The 20,016-nt window shown below is 68.8% G+C and carries 20 protein-coding genes; 6 read left to right on the forward strand and 14 right to left on the reverse strand.

The window, feature by feature from the left end; all coding sequences use genetic code 11:
- Nucleotides 1-197: 197 nt before the first annotated feature.
- The 6 genes from dnaB to ACY3FI_RS16590 form a co-directional block, all read right to left on the reverse strand.
- Nucleotides 198-1,565, reverse strand: a complete 1,368-nt coding sequence (dnaB, locus tag ACY3FI_RS16565) for a replicative DNA helicase (protein WP_462548653.1) — start codon at nt 1,563-1,565, stop codon at nt 198-200.
- Nucleotides 1,566-2,083: 518 nt separating this feature from the next.
- The gene (rplI, locus tag ACY3FI_RS16570) at nt 2,084-2,536 is read right to left on the reverse strand and encodes a 50S ribosomal protein L9 (protein WP_462548654.1); all 453 of its coding nucleotides are present in this window, start codon (nt 2,534-2,536) and stop codon (nt 2,084-2,086) included.
- A gap of 14 nt (nt 2,537-2,550) precedes the next feature.
- Nucleotides 2,551-2,808: a 30S ribosomal protein S18 gene (gene rpsR / locus ACY3FI_RS16575; protein WP_017887834.1), complete on the reverse strand. Its 258-nt coding sequence runs from the start codon at nt 2,806-2,808 to the stop codon at nt 2,551-2,553.
- A 50-nt stretch (nt 2,809-2,858) separates the two neighbouring features.
- Nucleotides 2,859-3,431: a single-stranded DNA-binding protein gene (locus tag ACY3FI_RS16580; protein WP_462548655.1), complete on the reverse strand. Its 573-nt coding sequence runs from the start codon at nt 3,429-3,431 to the stop codon at nt 2,859-2,861.
- Nucleotides 3,432-3,434: 3 nt separating this feature from the next.
- A complete protein-coding gene (rpsF, locus tag ACY3FI_RS16585) occupies nt 3,435-3,824 on the reverse strand; it encodes a 30S ribosomal protein S6 (RefSeq protein ID WP_110825785.1) in 390 nt (129 codons plus the stop codon).
- Between the two features lie 219 nt (nt 3,825-4,043).
- Complete coding sequence (locus tag ACY3FI_RS16590) at nt 4,044-5,477, reverse strand: CCA tRNA nucleotidyltransferase (protein ID WP_462548656.1); 1,434 nt, start codon at nt 5,475-5,477, stop codon at nt 4,044-4,046.
- A 122-nt stretch (nt 5,478-5,599) separates the two neighbouring features.
- Between ACY3FI_RS16590 and ACY3FI_RS16595 the strand changes: the two genes are divergently transcribed.
- From ACY3FI_RS16595 to ACY3FI_RS16620, 6 genes are all read left to right on the forward strand, one after another.
- The gene (locus ACY3FI_RS16595) at nt 5,600-9,700 is read left to right on the forward strand and encodes a DUF6049 family protein (RefSeq protein ID WP_462548657.1); all 4,101 of its coding nucleotides are present in this window, start codon (nt 5,600-5,602) and stop codon (nt 9,698-9,700) included.
- A gap of 91 nt (nt 9,701-9,791) precedes the next feature.
- Nucleotides 9,792-10,790, forward strand: coding sequence for a thioredoxin-disulfide reductase (trxB, locus tag ACY3FI_RS16600; RefSeq protein ID WP_462548658.1), 999 nt, complete (start codon nt 9,792-9,794; stop codon nt 10,788-10,790).
- 62 nt (nt 10,791-10,852) lie between these two features.
- Nucleotides 10,853-11,179 (forward strand): thioredoxin, encoded by a 327-nt coding sequence (gene trxA / locus ACY3FI_RS16605; RefSeq protein ID WP_022832611.1) that lies wholly within the window; start codon nt 10,853-10,855, stop codon nt 11,177-11,179.
- 179 nt (nt 11,180-11,358) lie between these two features.
- Complete coding sequence (locus tag ACY3FI_RS16610) at nt 11,359-12,681, forward strand: aminotransferase-like domain-containing protein (RefSeq protein WP_462548659.1); 1,323 nt, start codon at nt 11,359-11,361, stop codon at nt 12,679-12,681.
- 41 nt (nt 12,682-12,722) lie between these two features.
- Nucleotides 12,723-13,685, forward strand: coding sequence for a D-alanine--D-alanine ligase family protein (locus ACY3FI_RS16615; RefSeq protein WP_462548660.1), 963 nt, complete (start codon nt 12,723-12,725; stop codon nt 13,683-13,685).
- Between the two features lie 158 nt (nt 13,686-13,843).
- Nucleotides 13,844-14,365 carry an ElyC/SanA/YdcF family protein gene (locus ACY3FI_RS16620; protein WP_462548661.1) on the forward strand — a complete coding sequence of 174 codons (522 nt, stop codon included), beginning with the start codon at nt 13,844-13,846 and terminating at the stop codon, nt 14,363-14,365.
- Between the two features lie 87 nt (nt 14,366-14,452).
- Here the strand turns inward: ACY3FI_RS16620 and ACY3FI_RS16625 are convergent, their stop codons facing one another.
- The 8 genes from ACY3FI_RS16625 to rpmH all read right to left on the reverse strand — a co-directional run bounded on the left by ACY3FI_RS16625 (nt 14,453) and on the right by rpmH (nt 19,517).
- A complete protein-coding gene (locus ACY3FI_RS16625; protein WP_462548662.1) occupies nt 14,453-15,418 on the reverse strand; it encodes a ParB/RepB/Spo0J family partition protein in 966 nt (321 codons plus the stop codon).
- On the reverse strand, nt 15,418-16,311 hold the full coding sequence (locus ACY3FI_RS16630; protein WP_462548663.1) for a ParA family protein: 894 nt from the start codon (nt 16,309-16,311) through the stop codon (nt 15,418-15,420). Before ACY3FI_RS16630 ends, ACY3FI_RS16625 begins: the two co-directional genes overlap by 1 nt.
- Nucleotides 16,312-16,392: 81 nt before the next feature.
- On the reverse strand, nt 16,393-17,061 hold the full coding sequence (gene rsmG / locus ACY3FI_RS16635) for a 16S rRNA (guanine(527)-N(7))-methyltransferase RsmG (protein ID WP_462548664.1): 669 nt from the start codon (nt 17,059-17,061) through the stop codon (nt 16,393-16,395).
- Entirely contained in the window at nt 17,058-17,603 is a 546-nt protein-coding gene (locus tag ACY3FI_RS16640; RefSeq protein WP_462548665.1) for a Jag family protein, read from the reverse strand. Before ACY3FI_RS16640 ends, rsmG begins: the two co-directional genes overlap by 4 nt.
- Nucleotides 17,604-18,572, reverse strand: a complete 969-nt coding sequence (yidC, locus tag ACY3FI_RS16645; protein WP_462548666.1) for a membrane protein insertase YidC — start codon at nt 18,570-18,572, stop codon at nt 17,604-17,606. It abuts the gene before it with no gap.
- Nucleotides 18,573-18,579: 7 nt separating this feature from the next.
- Nucleotides 18,580-18,960: a membrane protein insertion efficiency factor YidD gene (gene yidD / locus ACY3FI_RS16650; protein WP_462548667.1), complete on the reverse strand. Its 381-nt coding sequence runs from the start codon at nt 18,958-18,960 to the stop codon at nt 18,580-18,582.
- Nucleotides 18,957-19,319, reverse strand: coding sequence for a ribonuclease P protein component (gene rnpA / locus ACY3FI_RS16655; protein WP_462548668.1), 363 nt, complete (start codon nt 19,317-19,319; stop codon nt 18,957-18,959). The genes yidD and rnpA overlap by 4 nt, the downstream gene beginning before the upstream one ends.
- 60 nt (nt 19,320-19,379) lie before the next feature.
- A complete protein-coding gene (gene rpmH / locus ACY3FI_RS16660) occupies nt 19,380-19,517 on the reverse strand; it encodes a 50S ribosomal protein L34 (protein WP_019181680.1) in 138 nt (45 codons plus the stop codon).
- Nucleotides 19,518-20,016 lie beyond the last annotated feature (499 nt).

Here is a 20,016-nt window from a genome sequence, read left to right on the forward strand (position 1 = left end):
CGCTCGTTTCGAACCTCGTGTCTCCACTCGGAACGGTACGAGAAGGACCGTTGAACCGCTGGTCGGCCAGTTTGCGACTGTCGAGCCAAAAATCATCCAATCTGCAGAACCAACCCATGGAGTCTCCCCTCCGAGACACCAACCGGCGACAAGTTGCACGCGAAGGAGACAAGTTCTGTGCGTGGCGACACAAGCCCCTACTGCGGCATGTCGACGAACCGCGAGAACATCCCGTGGAACGCCACCGTGATCGTGTCCGTCGGCCCGTTGCGGTGCTTCGCCACGATGAGGTCCGCCTCACCCTGCCGCGGGTTGTCCTTCTCGTACGCAGACTCACGGTGCAGCAGGATCACCATGTCGGCGTCCTGCTCGATCGACCCCGACTCACGCAGGTCGGAGATCATCGGCTTCTTGTCCGCACGCTGCTCCGGGCCACGGTTCAGCTGCGACAGGGCGATGACCGGCACCTGCAGCTCCTTCGCCATGAGCTTCAGCGCACGCGAGAACTCCGAGACCTCCTGCTGACGACTCTCGACCTTCTTGCCCGAGGTCATCAGCTGCAGGTAGTCGATGACGACGAGCTTCAGGTCGTGCTGCTGCTTCAGCCGTCGGCACTTGGCCCGGATCTCGACGAGCGTCATGTTGGGGGAGTCGTCGATGAAGAACGGGGCGTCGTTGATCCGACCGCGGGTCTGGGCGATGGTCGTCCAGTCGCGGGAGTCGACGGTGCCCTTGCGCATGTTCTGCAGCGGCACACTCGACTCGGCGGAGAGCAGACGCATGGCGATCTCGGCGCGGCCCATCTCGAGGGAGAAGAACGCAGCGGTCTGGTTGTGCTTGAGCGCGGCGGCGCGGCACAGGTCGAGCGCGAGGGTCGACTTGCCGAGGGCGGGTCGTGCGGCGACGATGATGAGCTGACCGGGGTGGAAGCCGTTCGTCAGGCCATCGAGCCCGCTGAACCCGGTCGGTACGCCGGTCATCTGGCCGTCGCGGCCCTTCGCTGCCTCGATCTCGTCGATGGCGGCACCGATGGCGTCGGTGAGCGGCACGTAGTCCTCGGTCTGCACGCCGCCGGCGACGTTGTAGACCTCGGCCTGTGCGCTGTTGACGAGGTCGGTGACCTCACCCTCGGACGCGTAGCCCATCTGCACGATCCGGGTGCCCGCGTCGACGAGGCGGCGGAGCACGGCCTTCTCGGCGACGATGGCGGCGTAGTAGCCGGCGTTCGCGGCGGTGGGCACCATGCTCGTGACGCTGTGCAGGTACTCGGCGCCGCCCGCCCGCGACAGCAGACCGGTCTTGGTCAGCTCGTCGGTGACGGCGATGACGTCGGTCGGCTCGCCGTGCGAGTACAGCGACAGGATCGCGTCGAAGATGACCTCGTGCTTCGGGATGTAGAAGTCCACGCCGCGTGCGGTCTCGATGACGTCGGCGACGGCGTCCTTCGACAGCAGCATGCCACCGATGGTCGACTGCTCGGCGAGGAGGTCGTGCGGCGGGGTGCGCTCCATGCCTCCGCGTTCCGCGTAGTCCTGCGGGGCGGGATCGAGATGCGCGATCGACACACGTGCTCCTTCGGATCGAGGGGTTCCGGGCGAACCGGGCGAACCGGTCCTGCGAACCAGCCGAGCCAGTTCTACCCCGCGCGACCGACATCCACCGTCGTCCCCTGAGTCGCTGGGCCAAGCTACGGGGACAGAGTTATCCCCAGCAAACGCCCCTGTGGATAACTTTGTGGAGAGCCTGCGGAACACGCCGGAGAGCCGTGTGGAGAACTGTGGACGAATGTGTGGACAAGTCGCCTCCCGAACACACTTTCTACCGCTTGACCGGGGGTTTACGGTTTCACACCATGTGTGGAGAAGTGGGCTTCAAGTCCACCTTGAAGGTTCCGGATTCAGACTGTTTCGGTGTGGAGAACGACTTGACAATCGACCAACCTGTGGGGGGTGTTCTCGGGTCGCTCCCAGCCAGGCAACCCCTGCCTGAAGGGTAACCACTCAGGCCAGCGCGACCAGCGCGGACGACGAAGGGCGGGCCTCCAGTCTGGAGACCCGCCCTTCGACGGATGGTGCTGCGAGCCTTACTTGGCCGCGACGACCTTCAGCGAGATCACGGCGGTGATGTCCTCGCGCAGACGCACGGTGGCCTCGTGGTCACCGACGGTCTTGATGGTCGCGGGGACCTCGACCTTGCGCTTGTCGAGCGAGCCGACGCCCTGCGCCTGGACCGCGTTGGCCACGTCGGCCGGACGGACCGAGCCGAAGAGACGACCGTCCTTGCCGGCCTTGACCGACAGCTGGATGGTGGCGTTCTCGAGCTTCATCTTGAGGTCCTGGGCCTCTTCGATGGTGGCGAGCTCGCGAGCGGCACGGGCCGCACGGATCGACTCGACCTGCTTCTCGCCGCCCTTGGACCACGCGACAGCGAAGCCCTGGGGGATGAGGTAGTTGCGGGCGTAGCCGTTCTTGACGTCGACGACGTCACCGGCGGAACCGAGGCCGGAGACCTCGTGGGTGAGGATGAGCTTCGACATGTGAAGTCCTCCGATCAGCGGCCGGAGCCGGCGTAGGGGAGGAGCGCCATCTCACGGGCGTTCTTCACGGCACGGGCGATGAGGCGCTGCTCCTGGACGGAGACGCCGGTGATGCGACGGGCGCGGATCTTTCCACGCTCCGAGATGAACTTGCGAAGGGTCGCGACGTCCTTGTAGTCGATGACGCCGACCTTGATCGACTTCGCGGGAGCGGCGTTCTTGCCGCCCTTACCGCGAGGCTTCCGGCGGTCGCCGGTGCTCTTTCCAGCCATTGTGATTCCTTAGAGAAGAAGAAGTTGTGTGTCCGTCAGACCGCTGAGGATCAGAACGGGGTCTCGTCGTCGTACGAGCCACCGGGCGTGCTCCACACGTCGTTCGACTGTGCGTTGCCGCCCTGCTGGCCGCCCTGGGGCGACCACGGTGCGTCCGACTGACCGCCGCCGTTGTTGTTGCCGTTCCAGCTGCCGACGCCCTGGCCGCCGCCGGAAGCGTTGCCGCCCCCGACCTGGCCACGACCGCCGCCGGAGCCACCCGCTGCACGGGTGACCTGCGCGGTCGCGTAGCGGAGCGACGGGCCGATCTCGTCGACCTCGAGCTCGATGCTCGTGCGCTGCTGGCCCTCACGGTCCTGGTAGGAACGCTGACGGAGACGGCCCTGCGCCATGACGCGCATGCCCTTCGTCAGCGACCCCGCCACGTGCTCGGCGAACTCGCGCCACACACTCGCACGGAGGAACAGCGCGTCGCCGTCCTTCCACTCGTTCGCCTGACGGTCGAACGTACGAGGGGTCGACGCGATGGTGAAGTTCGCCACTGCGAGACCGTTCTGCGTGTAGCGCAGCTCCGGGTCCGCGGTGAGGTTGCCCACCACCGTGATGACGGTTTCGCCGGCCACGGGCTACTCGGCGCTCGCGGTCGTGGCGGCCGAGGCCGACGCGTTGGCGGCCTTGCGGGCGGCACGGGCCTCGTCGCGCTCCTTCTGAGCGGCGACCTGGGCCATGCCCTCTTCGGCGCGGAGGACCTTGGTGCGGAGGACGGCCTCGGAGAGGCCGAGCTGACGGTCCAGCTCCTTGGCGGAGTCGGCGGACGAGGTGAAGTTGACGACGGCGTAGATGCCCTCGTTCTTCTTCGCGATCTCGTAGGCCAGGCGACGACGGCCCCAGACGTCCACGTTGTCGACGGTGCCACCGTCGTTGCGGATCACGGCGAGGAACTTGTCCAGGCTGGGAGCGACGGTGCGCTCGTCGATCTCGGGGTCGAGGATCGCCATCAGTTCGTACTGGTGCATGCGGAACCCACCTCCTTTGGTCTCGGCGGCTCCAGGCGGTTCCCGGAGCAGGAGGGTTGATGCATGTGCCGTGCGCGAATGCGCAGAGGACAACCCGGGTAGCCTACCGGACTGCCTGGAGGCGCGCCACCCGCTCCTGGGACCGGCACCGCGCCTCCAGGCGGTAACCCTGCGCTCAGGGCGCGACGCTCAGTCAGGAACGCGCGCAGGGCGCGCCGCTCAGTCGGCGGCGCGCGCCGCCCACCAGGCGCGCAGACGCCGTTCGGCGTCGTCGGCGCCGAGCGGCCCCTCGTCCATCCGCACCTCGAGCAGGAAGCGGTACGCCTCGCCGACCGCACGCCCCGGCGGGATGTCGAGGATCCGCATGATGTCGTCACCGGTCAGGTCGGGACGGAGCGCATCCAGTTCCTCCTGCTCGGCGAGCGCTCGGATGCGGTCCTCGAGGTCGTCGTACGCGAACCCGAGCCGATCGGCCTTCCGACGGTTCCGGGTCGTCACGTCGGAGCGGGTCAGCTCGTGCAGGCGTTCGAGCAGGGGACCGGCGTCGCGGACGTACCGGCGCACCGCCGAGTCCGTCCACGCGCCGTCCGTGTACCCGAAGAAGCGGAGGTGCAGTTCGATGAGCCGGGCGACCGCCGCGATGGTGTCGTTGTCGAACCGGAGTGCCCGGAGCCGCTTCTTCGCGAGCTTCGACCCGACCAGGTCGTGGTGGTGGAAGCTGACGGCGCCCCCGGGCTCGAGCTTCCGCGTGGCCGGCTTGCCGATGTCGTGCAGGAGCGCTGCGAGCCGCAGCACGGTGTCCGGAGCCTCGCCCGGGTGCCGCTCGGCCTCGTACCCGATCGCCTGGGCGAGCACCGTGAGGGAGTGCTCGTACACGTCCTTGTGGTGGTGGTGCTCGTCGATCTCGAGCTGCATCGCCGGCAGTTCGGGCAGGAAGCGCTCGGCGAGCCCGGTGTCGACGAGCAGCCGCACGCCTGGCACCGGGTCGGACGTGTCCAGCAGCTTGACGAACTCGTCGCGGACGCGCTCGGCCGAGACGATCGCGATGGAGTCGACGAGCTCGACCATCGCGTCGCGGACCTCGACGGAGACGGTGAAGCCGAGCTGAGCCGTGAAACGCGCGGCACGCATCATCCGGAGCGGGTCGTCGCGGAACGACACCGGTGCGGCCTGCGGCGTGTGCAGCCGACCGGCGAGCAGGTCCTCGACGCCGCCGTGCACGTCGACCAGCTCGCGCTGGGGGAGTCGGAGCGCCATCGCGTTGACGGTGAAGTCGCGGCGGAGGAGGTCGTCCTCGATGGTGTCGCCGAACGCGACCTCCGGCTTGCGGGTCTCGCCGTCGTACACGTCGCTGCGGTAGGTGGTGATCTCGACCTGCTCGCCGCGGACCCGGGCGGCGATGGTGCCGAACTGGCGCCCGACGTCCCACGTGGCGCTCGCGATCGGCTCGACGATGCGCAGGATGTCGTCGGGACGGGCGTCCGTCGTGAAGTCGAGATCGGTCACCGCACGGCCGAGGAAGGCGTCGCGGACGGGACCGCCGACGAGTGCGAGCTCGTGTCCGGCGTCGGCGAACGCCCGGGCGAGGAGGTCGACCGGCTCGGTGGCGGCGAGTGCGTCGAGTCGTTCGACGGCCTGGGCAACGGACTGCATGACGGTCCTCATCCTCCCAGATCGATGCGCCGAGTTCTCCACATCGCCCGCGCGCACGGGAGGGTTCATGGTCGCCCCTCGTATGCTCGTGACGGCTCGAACCGACCCCGTGCCCACTCCACATGCGCATCTTCCGCTCCACGCTCGCCGCCGCCGCGACCGCCCTCGTCGCGCTCGGACTCGTCGTCGCGCCGACCGCGGCGACCACGTCGCAGGCCGTCACCGCCTCCGAGTCGACCACGCGTCCGGCACGTCCGGCGGCTGCGCAGCGCGGCTCGACCACCATCTCCATCGCGCCGGCGAACCGCGGCGTCCTGCAACGCGACCAGGACCTCGAGCTCTCGCTCACGGTGACGAACGACACCGACTCCGACTTGCCGGCCGGCAGCGCCGACCTCGACATCTTCCGGCCCGTGAGCTCGCGCGACGTGCTCGCCGACTGGTTGAACGACACCACCACAACCGGTTACCTCGGCGTCCCCATGGACTCTGTGGACGTCCCGGCGGTGCCGGCGCACCGGACGGTGACGATCGACTCGGTGAAGATCGTGCCGGGCAACGTCGGCCTCGGCGGGTACTCCTCCTTCGGCGCCCGACGGATCGCAGCGGAGTACACGGCCGGTGACACCCAGGCCGTCGCCCGCTCGGCGATCACCTGGTACCCGGACTTCCAGCAGACCCCGGTCAGCGTCTCCGTGGCGATGCCGATCACGATGCCGAGCACCACCGACGCCGTGCTCACGTCGGCCGACCTCGCTGCCGCCACCGCGGTCGACGGCACTCTCACGCAGCAGTTGGACGCCGCCGAGGACCACAACGTCGCCGTCGCCGTCGACCCCCGCATCATCGCCTCCATCCGGCTCCTCGGTGAGAACGCGCCGTCCACCGCGCGCACCTGGCTGACCGAGCTCGAGACCCTCCGCAACGAGACCTTCGCGCTGCCCTGGGCCGATGCCGACACCACGGGGCTGCGACAGGCCGGAGCAGGGACGGTCCCCACACCGATCTCCCTCGACCAGCTGGTCAAGCAGGACAACTTCCCCGGAGCATCGACGCCGACGCCCACCCCGACGCCCAGTGGTGACCCGACGGCGGGTGCCGAGGCGACCCCCGGCGCGCCGACCGCCACGACCGCTGCCGACCCGAGCGCGACCACCGACAGCACGACCGGCGGCACGACGGACCCGGGCGGGGCGGCCGACCAGGCAGACGACGCCCCGACGACGCTGCCGACGACCCAGACCCTGCTCGACTTCCCCTGGTCGATCTCCGACGTGGCCTGGCCCGCCGAGGGCACGGTCGCCTCGGCCGACCTCCCCGTCCTGGCCGCGGCCGGCACCACCACGACGATCCTCGCGAGCGGCAACACCTCGGCGGGCACCGAGACCACGATCGGGGCGTCCGAGCGCATCGGCGGTCAGCACGTGCTCGTCGCCGACCAGTCGATGTCGGCGCTCCTCCGCCGCGCGGCGAACGCGACGAGCCAGCAGGCCTGGGCGACGGCCATGTCGGACCTCACGGCGACCCTGGCGACCGCAGCCCGCTCCGGCACCGCAGAGGGGCCGATCCTCCTGACGCTCGGCCGCGACTGGCCGACGGACTCCGCGCGGCTCAGCCAGGCGCTCGACGCCCTCGAGAGCACCGACTGGGTCGCGCCCGTCGACCTGTCCACCGCCTCCTCCGCCACGGCGGGCTCGCTCACCCTGAAGTCGAGCGGCAACGGGGATGCCCGCACCGACGAGCTCACCCGCCTCGTGCACGGCGAGGAGGCCCTGACCGACTTCTCCACGGCCGTCGACACCCCGACCGCGCTCACGGCACCCGCACGCCTCAACCTGCTCGCGCTGGCGTCCAACGCGTGGCGTGCCGACCCCGACGCACTGCCGGCGGCCGTGGACGCCCGGGTCGCGTCGTGGGCGAAGACGATCTCGCAGGTGAGCATCGTCGACTCGAGCAGTCTGACCCTGCTCGGCGACCGGTCGTCCCTGCCGATCTCGATCCGGAACAGCTCGAAGTTCCCCGTCACCGTGCGCCTGACCGTCCAGCCGTCGAACTCGGCGCTGCGGATCGTCCGGAACGACATCGAGGTGAAGATCCAGCCCGAGTCGTCCACCCGCACCACCGTGCCCGTGCAGTCCGTGGCCAACGGCACGGTCAACCTGACCATGTCGCTCGCCAGCACCTCGGGCGTCCGGATCGCCGACACCGCGACCGTCCAGCTCAACGTCCAGGCGCAGTGGGAGACGGTCATCACCGCTGCCGCGGCGGTCCTGCTCATCGGCGTCTTCGGATTCGGCATCTTCCGCAGCATCCGGAAGCGCATCCGTCGTCGGAACGGTGAGCTCGACGACGACGACGAGGACCCGAACCGGCCGCTCGCGGTCCAGCCCGACGCTCCGGGCACGGCACCCCGTCCTGGAGGCACGTCCGCCGTCGCGCAGGCAGCCCCCGCTGCCGCCGTGATCGGCTCCACCGCCGCGCGCACCCCCGCCACGACGGTCGCGCCCGCCGCGGCCACGCACACCCCCACCGAGGCCGAGGAGCCCACCATCACCACCCAGCAGCAGCCCGCCGTCGACGCGGAGCCGGCAGCCGAGCGCAACCTCGGGCGGGCGAGCGCGATGCTCGCGGCCGGCACGATGCTGTCCCGTGTCCTCGGCTTCGGCAAGACCTTCGTGCTCGCGTACGCGATCGGCCAGGCGAACTCTCCGGGAGCCGACGCCTTCGCGCTCGCGAACCAGCTGCCGAACAACATCTACGCACTCATCGCGGGCGGTCTGCTGTCGGCGGTCCTCATCCCGCAGATCGTGCGCTCGATGCGCCAGAGCCGCGACGGCGGTGCCGCCTACGTCAACAAGATCGTGACCCTCGGCGCGACCGTGTTCGTGGTCATCACGATCGTCGCGACGATCCTCGCCCCGTTGCTCGTCTTCGTGTACAGCCAGCAGGCCGCCGACGACGGCAAGGGCTTCACGCCGGCGCAGACGGACCTCGCCGTGGCGTTCGCGTTCTGGTGCCTGCCGCAGATCCTCTTCTACGCGCTGTACTCGCTCCTCGGCGAGGTCCTCAACGCGAAGCAGTACTTCGGTCCCTTCACCTGGGCACCGCTCATCAACAACGTCATCGCGATCGCCGGCCTCGTCGTCTTCATCGCCATGTTCGGCGGCCAGGACGTCAACTCGTCCGTCGACTCCTGGACCCCGCTGAAGATCGCCGTCCTCGCCGGCAGCGCCTCGCTCGGCGTGTTCGCGCAGGCCGCCTTCCTGCCGTTCTTCTGGAAGCGCGCGGGGCTGACGTTCCGTCCGGACTTCCGCTGGCGCGGTGTCGGGCTCAAGGCGACCGGCACGGCTGCTGGTTGGCTCTTCGCGATGATCCTGGTGACGCAGCTCGCCGGCATCGTGCAGTCGCGCGTCGCGTCGCTGGGCACGGGGGCTGCAGGCAACGCGGTCCTGCAGAACGCCTGGTTGCTCTTCATGCTGCCGCACTCGATCTTCGCGGTGTCCATCGCGACGGCGTACTTCACGCGCATGACCCACGACGCCGAACGGGGTGACCTCGACGCGGTCCGCCGCAACCTGTCGCTCTCGCTGCGGATCGTCGGGCTCTTCACGGTGTTCGCGTCGGTGGCGCTGATCGTGGTCTCCGTGCCCTTCGGGCGCATGTTCGCGAACACCTACGACGGCGCCCTGACCATCGGCGCCGTGCTGCTGGCCTACATGCCCGGCCTCGTGCTGTTCAGCATGCTCTTCATCATCCAGCGGGTCTTCTGGGCGATGCACGACCACCGCACCCCGTTCCTCATGCAGTGCGTGCAGTCGGTCCTGTTCGTCGTCGGCGCGCTGGCGGTCGCGACGTTCCCGCAGCAGATCGTCGGTGTCTCCATCGCGGCGTGCACCACGTTGGCGGGCACCGCGCAGACGATCGTCGCGCTCGTCCTGGTGCGTCGGCGCCTGAACGGCATCGAGGGGCCCGTGGTGACCCGCTCGCACGTGCAGTTCGTCATCGCCGCGCTCATCGCTGGAGTCGCCGGAGCCGGCGTCGTGTACGCGCTCGGGGCGTTCTCCGAGGACGGCTTCGCCATGTCCGACCGCACGGGTGCCTTCATCTCGATCGCCTTCGCGGGCGCCGTGATGGCCGCCGTCTACTTCGGTGCCCTCGTGGTGGCGCGGAACGGCGAGATCACGAACGCGGTGGCGCTCCTCCGCAAGCGACTCGGCCGCTAGGCGCTGCCCCGATGCGCTCACCGGCGGCACGGAATGTCCCGCCGGTACCATGTGTTGACCCGGTCAGCACTCAACGGAAGGGCAGCGAGGCATGCGCCAGCTCATCATCATCGGTTCCGGTCCTGCCGGGTTCACCGCCGGCATCTACGCCGCGCGCGCGGAGCTCAAGCCCCTGATCGTCGCGTCCAGCGTCGAGACCGGCGGCGAGCTCACCAAGACCACCGAGGTCGAGAACTTCCCGGGCTTCCCCGAGGGGATCCAGGGCCCGGACCTCATGATCAAGATGCAGGAGCAGGCCGAGAAGTTCGGCGCCGAGGTCCTGTACGACGACGCGGTGTCGGTCGACCTGACGGGCGACGTCAAGAAGGTCACGGTCGGCTCCGGCGAGACGTACGAGGCCCTCGCGGTCATCTACGCGACCGGTTCGGCCTACCGCCACCTGGGCCTCGCCGACGAGGAGCGCCTGTCCGGCCACGGCGTGAGCTGGTGCGCGACGTGCGACGGCTTCTTCTTCCGTCAGAAGAACATCGCCGTCGTCGGTGGTGGTGACTCCGCGATGGAGGAGGCCACGTTCCTCACCCGCTTCGCTGACAAGGTGACGGTCATCCACCGCAAGGACTCCCTGCGCGCGTCGAAGATCATGCAGGACCGCGCGATGAACGACCCGAAGATCGAGTTCGCGTGGAACAAGGAGGTCACCGGCATCACGGGTGCTTCCTCCGTCGAGGGCGTCTCGCTGCGGGACACCGTCACGGGTGAAGCGTCGGAGCTCGCGCTCGACGGTCTCTTCATCGCGATCGGCAACGACCCGCGCACGCACCTCATCCACGGCCAGATCGACATCGCGCCCGAGGGCACCATCGCTGTGCAGGGCCGCTCCTCGAAGACCAACCTCCCGGGTGTCTTCGCCGCCGGTGACGTCATCGACCCGACCTACCGCCAGGCGATCACCGCTGCCGGTTCGGGAGCGGTCGCGGCACTCGACGCCGAGAAGTACCTCGCCGATCTCGACGACGCACTGACCGACCAGGCCGAGGGTGTCACCCCTGAGTGGCCCGCGACCATCGACGTCGAGGCCGCTCGCGCCTGACCCGACCGGAATAGTGCAGCGGCGCAGCCGTTGTACCCACTGAACTTCTCGAAGGAGCACACATGTCCAACGCCAAGGCCGTCACCGACGCCACCTTCTCGGACGAGGTCCTCAAGTCCGACAAGACCATCCTCGTCGACTTCTGGGCCGAGTGGTGCGGCCCGTGTCGCGCCGTCTCCCCGATCCTCGACCAGATCGCCGCGGAGCACGCCGACAAGATCGAGATCGTCAAGCTCAACGTCGACGACAACCCGCAGTCGGCCATGAACTACCAGATCACGTCGATCCCGGCGATGAAGGTGTTCAAGGGCGGCGAGGTCGTCAAGACCGTCATCGGCGCCAAGCCGAAGCCGGCCCTCGAGGCCGACCTCGCCGAGTTCCTCGCGTAGTCGTCCCCAGCGCACCACGGCGGCCCCGTTCTCCCCGGAGAGTGGGGCCGCCGTCGTTCTCGGGGCCGGCCCCTGCGAGCCGGCGAGCCACAACCTCAGGATCGGCCCGCACCTCCCACCCGGGTCACGGCGACGGATGTCGTAGTGTGGCGGGAATGTCCCACTGATCGGAGCACACGATGACGAACGGCAACAGTCTCGACCCCTGGTACGACTCCTACGCCCAGCGCACCGCCGGGCTGAGCGCCTCCGAGGTCCGAGCCCTGTTCGCCGTCGCCTCGCGGCCCGAGGTGGTCTCCCTCGCCGGCGGCATGCCGTACGTCTCCGCGCTCCCCAGGGAGCTCGTCACAGGGTCGATCGACCGCGTGATGACCGAGGACGCCGCGATGGCGCTGCAGTACGGCGGTGGCCAGGGCCTGCGCTCCCTGCGTGAGCACATCGTCGACGTGATGAGCCTCGAGGGCATCCGTGCCAGCGCCGAGGACGTCGTCGTGACCACCGGCTCGCAGCACGCGCTCGACCTCGTCACGCGGCTCTTCATCGACCCGGGCGACGTCGTGCTCGCCGAGTCTCCGTCTTACGTCGGTGCGATCGGCGTGTTCCGGTCCTACCAGGCCGAGACGGTGCACGTGACGACCGACGAGCACGGTCTGGTCCCCGAGGCGCTGCGCGAGGCGATCGCGAACCTCAGGACGCAGGGCAAGCGGATCAAGTTCCTGTACACGATCCCCAACTTCCACAACCCCGCCGGCGTCACGATGAGCCGCGAGCGCCGTATCGAGGTCCTCGACATCTGCCGGTCGAACGGCATCCTCGTGCTCGAGGACAACCCGTACGGACTCCTCTGGTTCGACGAGCCGGCCCCGCAGGCGATCCGCTCCATCGACGAGGAGGGCGTGGTCTACCTCGGTTCGTTCTCGAAGACCCTCGCTCCCGGTTTCCGCGTCGGCTGGGCCCTGGCGCCGCACGCCATCCGCGAGAAGCTCGTCCTGGCGAACGAGTCGGCGGTCCTCGCACCGAACTCGTTCGGGCAGTACGTGGTGAACGCCTACCTCGATGCGGCGGACTGGAAGGGTCAGGTGGACACGTTCCGCGGGCTCTACGCCGAGCGCCGCGACGCGATGCTCTCGGCACTGGGGGAGTTCCTGCCCGACCTCTCCTGGACGAAGCCGAACGGTGGGTTCTTCGTCTGGCTGACGCTGCCCGAGCAGCTGGACTCGAAGGGCATGCTCCCGCGCGCGGTGAAGGAGCTGGTGGCCTACACCCCGGGGACGGCCTTCTACGCTGACGGTCGGGGTGGCGGCAACATCCGTCTGTCCTTCTGCTACCCGACCGCCGAGCAGATCCGGGTCGGCGTCAAGCGTCTGGCCACCGTCGTCAACGACGAGCTCGAGCTGCTGGAGACCTTCGGGCATGCGGCCCGATCGGGCGCGGCTCCGAGCCCCGCCGCGGCGATCCGCCCGTCGTCGGCGGTCAGTGCACCGCCGCCGAACGTCGCCTGACCGGCCCTTTCCTCAAACACTGCATCTCGGAGGTCCCGCGCATGGTCGAGCTCACCAATCGTCACGTCATCGTCGTCGCGGGAGGGATCTCGCACGAACGCGACGTGTCACTCCGCTCCGGACGCCGTGTCGCTGATTCCCTGAGCGGCTACGGATGGCGCGTCGACCTCCGTGACGCGGACGCCTCGCTGCTGCCCGCGCTCCGTGAGACCCGGCCGGACGTGGTCTGGCCGGCTCTCCACGGTGCGTCCGGCGAGGACGGCGCACTCCGCGGCATCCTGGAGGCACTGGACATCCCCTACGTCGGCTCGCGATCGACCTCTGCGCGGTTGGCCTGGGACAAGCCCACGGCCTCCGCACTGGTCGCCAGGACCGGCGTCAAGACGCCCCGGTCCGTGACGCTCTCGCACGACGTCTTCCGCGAACTCGGTGCCGTCGGGGTGCTCGACGCCATCGCCGTCGAGCACCCGGTGCCGCTCGCAGTGAAGCCAGCGCGCGGAGGGAGCGCGCAGGGCGTCACCCTCGTCGAGGACGTCAACGACCTCCCGCGCGCAATGGTGACGGGCTACACCTACTGCGACGACGTCGTGGTGGAGCAGCTCATCCGCGGCACCGAGGTCGCCGTGGGCATCATCGACACCGGCGACGGGCCGACGTCCCTCGCCGCAGTCGAGATCGTTCCTCGGAACGGGACGTACGGCTTCGAGGCCCGGTACAACGCCGGGGAAACCACGTTCTACACGCCCGCTCGCCTCTCGGTCGAGAATGCCGCCGCTGTGTCCGAGGCTGCGATCGCAGCCCATGCGGCGCTCGGCCTCCGGCACATCTCCCGCGTCGACCTGATCGTCGATGGTGCCGGTACTCCTTGGTTCCTGGAGGCGAACGTGTTGCCCGGACTCACCGAGACCTCCCTCGTTCCGCAGGCACTCTCTGCTTCCGGCTTCGATCTCGGTTGGACGTACGCCGAGCTGGCCGAGCAGGCGATCCGCGACCACCGCGCGTGACCTCGCGCCGCGATGTTCCACGTGGAACGTCGCGCTGTGCGCTAGCGGTCCTTCTGACCACGGTCCCCGCCCTGCTCGCATGGGGCGAGGTGGTGCACGCCCGGGCGTCACTTCGTCAGCGCCGGGAGCTGCCCCCGATCGGCGCGGGGCCTGGAGTCGTGCTCGTCCTCGGCTTCCGGAATCGGTCAGCGCGGATCAACGCGGTGAATCAGTGGCGCGTGTCGATCGCTCTCCGCACCGCCGAAGGACGGCCTGACGGCTCCGATGTGACGATCGTGTGTTCCGGCGGAGCCGTCGGCGGACCGATACCCGAGTCGGATCTCCTTGCTCAGGAGCTTCGCCGGCGAGGGTGGACCGGCCCGCTCGTCGTCGAGCGGACGAGCGAGTCAACGTGGGACAACGTCGTCAACACGATCCCCGAGCTCGAGCGTGCTCGATGGATCGCCATCGCGTCGAACGGCCTGCACGCGGAGAAGGCCCGACGGTACTTGGCTAAGCAGCGACCCGACCTTGCCCGCCGTCTCGTGACCGCTGACGACTACCGGTTCGGCGAACTGATCGTGCTCAAGCCACTCTTCGCTGCCGTCGGGTTGCGGAAGCTCCGGACACTGCAATCCGGCAGTGTTCCACGTGGAACCTCGCCGAGCAGGCCTGTAAGCCGCACAGCGGGCCAGCAGTAGTCCGCACTGGTCTCTAGGTCCGATCCCTGCTGAACGGCCCTGAGTGGGGCGCACAGCGCCTCCAGAGTGGTGTCCGCGACGGACCAGCTAGTCCGCGACGTCCTGCAGGCCGAGTTCGCTCAGGATCCGGTTCAGATCGGCGCCGTTGGCGAAGTCAATCGTCACCGAACTCTTCCGAGCGCCCACGGCAATGCGCACCCGCGTGTTGAGCCGGTCGCCGAGACGGTCAGCCAGGTCGTTGAAGTGGGCCTGACGCTTGGACGGTTCGGCCTTGGGTTTCACCGGTGCCTTCGCGTTCAGCTGCTGCGCGATCGCCTCGGCAGCACGGACCGACAGGTCCTCGTTGACGATCTTCTCTGCCAGGTACTCCATCGCCTCCGCATCCGGTGCAGCGAGGATCGCGCGCGCGTGTCCGGCGGAGAGAACGCCGGCCGCGACACGACGCTGAACGGGGGAGGGCAGGCGGAGCAACCGGATGGTGTTCGTGATCTGCGGACGAGATCGCCCGATCCGTTGGGCGAGCTGCTCCTGCGTGATCCCGAAGTCCGCGAGGAGCTGCTGGTAGGCCGACGCCTCTTCGAGCGGGTTCAGCTGCGCGCGGTGCAGGTTCTCGAGCAGAGCGTCCCGCAACATGGCGTCGTCGGGAGTCTCCTTGACGATCGCCGGGATGGTCGCGAACCCGAGCTCCTTCGTTGCGCGGAGTCGCCGTTCGCCCATGATGAGCTCGTACTTCGCGTCCGTTCCCGATGCGTCCGCGATCGGGCGCACGACGATCGGCTGCAGCACGCCGATCTCACGGATGGAGTGCACGAGCTCCTGCAGCTCTTCTTCGCGGAACTCCTTCCGCGGCTGCTGCGCGTTCGGCACGACGTCGAGCGGGTTGAGGTTCGCGAGGCGAGCCCCGGGGACCGCAACGAGCTCCTCGGCGGTCGGCGCGGACGCGGGGGAGCCCCCCGTCGGGAAGAAGACGTCGACCGGGCGCTCCTGCTGCTCGGGCGCTGCGGGGATGAGCGCGCCGATTCCTCGGCCGAGTCCGGTTCGCTTCGGTGCCATCAGTGCTGCGCTCCTCGTGCTGCGATCTCGGCGGCCGCTTCCAGGTAGGAGAGCGATCCGCTGGAGTTGACGTCGTACGCGACCACGCTCTGCCCGTAGCTCGGGGCCTCGCTGACGCGGACGGACCGGGGGATCATGGCCTTGAGGACCTGATCGCCGAAGTGCTCGCGGACGTCGGCGGCCACCTGGTTCGCCAGGTTCGTCCGCCCGTCGTACATGGTCAACAGGATGGTGGAGACCTGGAGGTTCGGGTTCAGGTGGCGCTCGATGAGCTCGATGTTGCGGAGCAACTGACTCAGACCCTCGAGCGCGTAGTACTCGCACTGGATGGGGATCAGGACCTCTTGGGCCGCGACGAAGGCGTTGATCGTCAGCAACCCGAGCGAGGGCGGGCAGTCGATGAAGACGTAGTGGTACGGCTCGTCCAGGGACGAGAGGTACTGGTCGAGCGCGGTCCGGAGTCGTTGCTCGCGCGCAACGAGGGAGACGAGCTCGATCTCGGCGCCGGCGAGGTGGATCGTCGCCGGCACACACCACAGCGTCTCGGACTCCGGCGAGCGTTGCACGGTGTCGGCGATCGGTGCTTCATCGACGATCACGTCGTAGATGCTCGCGACCTCGGCCTGGTGGTCGACGCCGAGTGCGGTCGACGCGTTGCCCTGCGGGTCGAGATCGATGACGAGCACGCGGGCGCCGCCGTGAGCCAGTGCCGCCGCCAGGTTCACCGTGGTGGTCGTCTTCCCGACGCCACCCTTCTGGTTGGACACGGTGAAGATCCGCGTCTTCGTCGGCAGCGGGAACTGCTGGGTGGCGATCGCCCGACGTCGACGGTTCAGATCAGCGATCTCCCGCGCAAGCGGCGTCGACGCGTCGTAGTCGGTCGATGAACTCAACGAGTGCCTCTTCTCCGGTTCGATGTTCCACGTGAAACGCGGAGCCGCTGGCGACCGGTCGAACCGGTCCGAGCCGCAGCGTCAGTCAACTGTAGCCCGGAACACGCGCGTGGTCTCCTCGACCACACCGGCTCCGAGCTCGAGCACCTCGACGTCGGACAGCCGCTTGCGCAGGATGACCTTCCGGGCCTTCTCGATCTCGTCCTCGACCCGAGCGCCCTTCATCAGGATCAGCTGCCCACCCGACCGCGCGAGCGGCACCGTGATCGGGATCAGCTTCGACAAGGCACTGACGGCGCGGGCGGTGACCTGGTCGACGACGATGTCGTCCGCCACGTCCTCAGCTCGTGCACGCACGACGGCGACGTTGTCGAGGCCGAGACGTTCAGCCTCTGACGTCAGCCAGTCGACACGGCGCTCCATCGGCTCGATGAGTGTCAGATGCACGTCGCGCCGGGCGATGGCCAGTACCAGGCCGGGAAGGCCGGCACCGGAACCGACGTCTGCGACCCGGCCCCGCGCCTCCAGGAGGGGAGCAACCACGGCAGAGTTGAGGATGTGTCGCGTCCAGAGCCGGGGGAGTTCGAGGGGGCCGATCAGGCCGAGTTCCTCACCACGACGGGCGAGTTCGGCAGTGAAGGAGCGAGCGAGGTCCACGCGGTCCCCGAAGAGCGTCGCGGCAGCGGACGGCTCCGCCTCGAGCACCGGAGCGGCCGAGCCCGATGTGTCGGGAGCGGAAGCGTCCGTCATCGCGTGACGACGGTGTGGCGGTCCCGGCCCTCGCCCTCGGACTCCGAGTGGAAGCCCTTCTCGGCGACCAGGTCGTGGACGAGCTTGCGCTCGTACGAAGACATCGGGGGGAGTGCCGCCGAGGACGACCCGCCCTCGACACGCTCGATGGCGGTGTCCACGAGCCGCTGCAGCTCGGTGGCGCGGGCGTCACGCGAGCCGCCGACGTCGAGGATGAGCCGGCTGAACTCGCCCGTCTCCGCCTGCACCGCGATGCGGGTGAGCTCCTGGAGCGCCGACACCGTGTCGGGCTTCGAGAGCACGCGCAGGGCGCCGCCCTCGTCGGTCACCGAGAGGTAGACGCGGCCACCGCGCTCCTCGATCTCGATGTCTCCGTCGAGGTCGCAGATGTCGAGCAGTTCCTCGATGTAGTCCGCGGCGATGTCCGCCTCGTCACGACCGTCCTCGGCGTCGGTCGAGGGGGCGTCGTCCGGAGCGGACTCGGTCGTCTCGGTGTCGAGCACGTCGGTGGTCTCGGCGGCGGCGATGTCCTGCTCGGTCACTTACTTCTTCCCGTTCTTCTTGGAGCGGTTCTTGCCGACCGGCTGGGTCCGCTGCGTGTTGATCCGCACCGGCTCGACCTCGACGGCCGACGCACCGGCACCGGCTTCGGCGAGCACCGGCGTCGCGGTGCCGCGGCGCTGGGCCTTCTTCGCGAGGCGGGCCTCACGCGCGAGGGCGGCTTCGGACCCCGGGGTCGGCATGCTGCGGATGACGAAGTACTGCTGCGCCATCGTCCAGACGTTCGAGGCGAGCCAGTAGAACATGACGCCGAGGGGGAACGACAGACCCGAGATCACGAAGACTAGCGGGAGGACGTACAGCATCATCTTCTGCTGGCGGTACATCGGCGACGCCTTGGTCTCCGGCGACATGTTCTTCGCCACCAGCTGCAGCTGCGTGATGAACTGCGAGGCGGTCATCACGACGATCATGAAGCCCGCGATGGCCCGGACCTCCCACCCGGAGGCGTTCGTGAAGGTCTCGTGCAGGGGAGCGCCGAAGAGCGACGCATTGCCGAACGACTTGGCGAGGTCGCTCGAGAGCAGGCCGATCCCGGTCTTGTTGATCTGCGCCTCGTGCAGCACGGAGTACAGCGAGAAGAAGATCGGCATCTGGATGAGCAGCGGCAGGCAGGAGCTGAGCGGGTTGGTCCCGGTCTCCTTGTAGAGCGCCATGGTCTCGCGGCTCATGGCCTCACGCGAGAACTGGTCCTTCTTGCCCTTGTACTTGTCCTGGATCTTCTTGAGCTGCGGCGCGACCTCGAGCATGCGGCGCTGCGACTTGATCTGCCGAACGAAGATCGGGATGAGCGCGGCGCGGACGACGAACGTCAGGAAGATGATCGAGAGCACCCAGGTGATGCCGGCGCCCGGGTCCATCCCGATGGCCTCGAAGAGGGAGTGGAAGCCGACGAGGATGGCCGAGACCACCCACTTGAGCGGCCAGAGGATCGTGCCGATGAATTCCACGGGAGGGTCACGCCTTTCGAGTGCGCTGAGGGAGCAGGACAGGACGGTGGGAGACCGTCACGGACTGCAGTTGCTGCGGGGACGGCGCGAGCACGAACCCGAACCGGTTGACGAGGTAGGGGCGGCTGCGATCGCGGACGTCGTCGATGCCGCCGGCGGCCCAGGGGTTGCACCGTGCGATGCGCCATGCGCCCATCGCGGAACCGCGGACGACGCCGTACTGCTGGATCGCTTCGAGCGCGTACCGGGAGCACGACGGGTGGTAGCGGCAGACGTTGCCGTAGAGCGGGGAGATGACGGCCCGGTAGGCCCGGAGCACGACGACGCACGCGTTGCGCGGGAGCAACGCGACGACCCAGGCGAGCCGGGTCCAGAAGTTGCGGTTCATGCTGCCTTCTCCACACCGCGCGCGAAGGAACGCGAGACGTCTCCGAGCAGGGTAGGCCATGTGGCCTGCGCGGCGGCTGGCAGTGCACGGACCACCACGTCGTAGCCGACAGGAGCGTCGGCGAGCAGCCCGTGGGCGATCGCCTTGAGGCGCCGTCGGACCAGGTTGCGGGTCACGGCGTTGCCCACCGTCTTCGCGACGATGAACCCGAACCGTGTCGGCGCGGGGTCGACGAGGCCGGCGTCCGCGGGGCGACGGATCACCGATACGACGGCGTGCGCCGTGGCGCTCCTGCGACCACGACGCACGACGGACCGGTAGTCGTCACCGCGGACGATGCGGTTGGCGCGTGCCAACACGGTGTTACCGGGACCCCAGCCGGGAACCGACCGGGTGTGACCCGGTCAGACGTTCCTGGCTCAGGCGCTGAGCTCGGTGCGGCCCTTGGAACGGCGCGCAGCGAGGATGGCGCGGCCGGCACGGGTACGCATGCGGGCGCGGAAGCCGTGCTTCTTGGCGCGGCGACGGTTGTTCGGCTGGAAGGTGCGCTTGCTCATGATGTTCTCCACACGGCTGCTCGCGGCGAGCCGTCACGTACGTGTAGCCGCTCGGGGGCCGAACGGCAGGCGATGGGCGCGACCAAGCGGCCGCAGTCAACTGGTTAACGGTACGTGACAGCGGCGAGCAGGTCAAACGGCGACGAGGGACCGGACCGGGCCGTGACCTCGCACGTTCAGTTTCCACATTGGGGAAAACGTGCGTTCGGTGGGACGCGGTCCGGTCCTTTACAGTGGTGTGGTCGAACGGCCTGCGGCCCGCCAACACAGGGGAGTCCCGCTGTCATGCAGCCCGCAGCCGCCGTGGACGAGACTGTGGACAACCCTGTGGACTGCACCGGGGGTCGACACGCGGATCGAGCGGGTGACGGAGCCCGCCGGACCGCCGACGATCCAGCGGACGCCACCAGTGCGATCCGCGGGTCGCACGCACGAGCAGCACGAGCAGCACGTCCGGCACCCGTCCGGACGCCGAACGAGACCAGGAGACGAGCGCCAC

This window comes from Curtobacterium sp. RM9 (genome assembly GCF_054956955.1).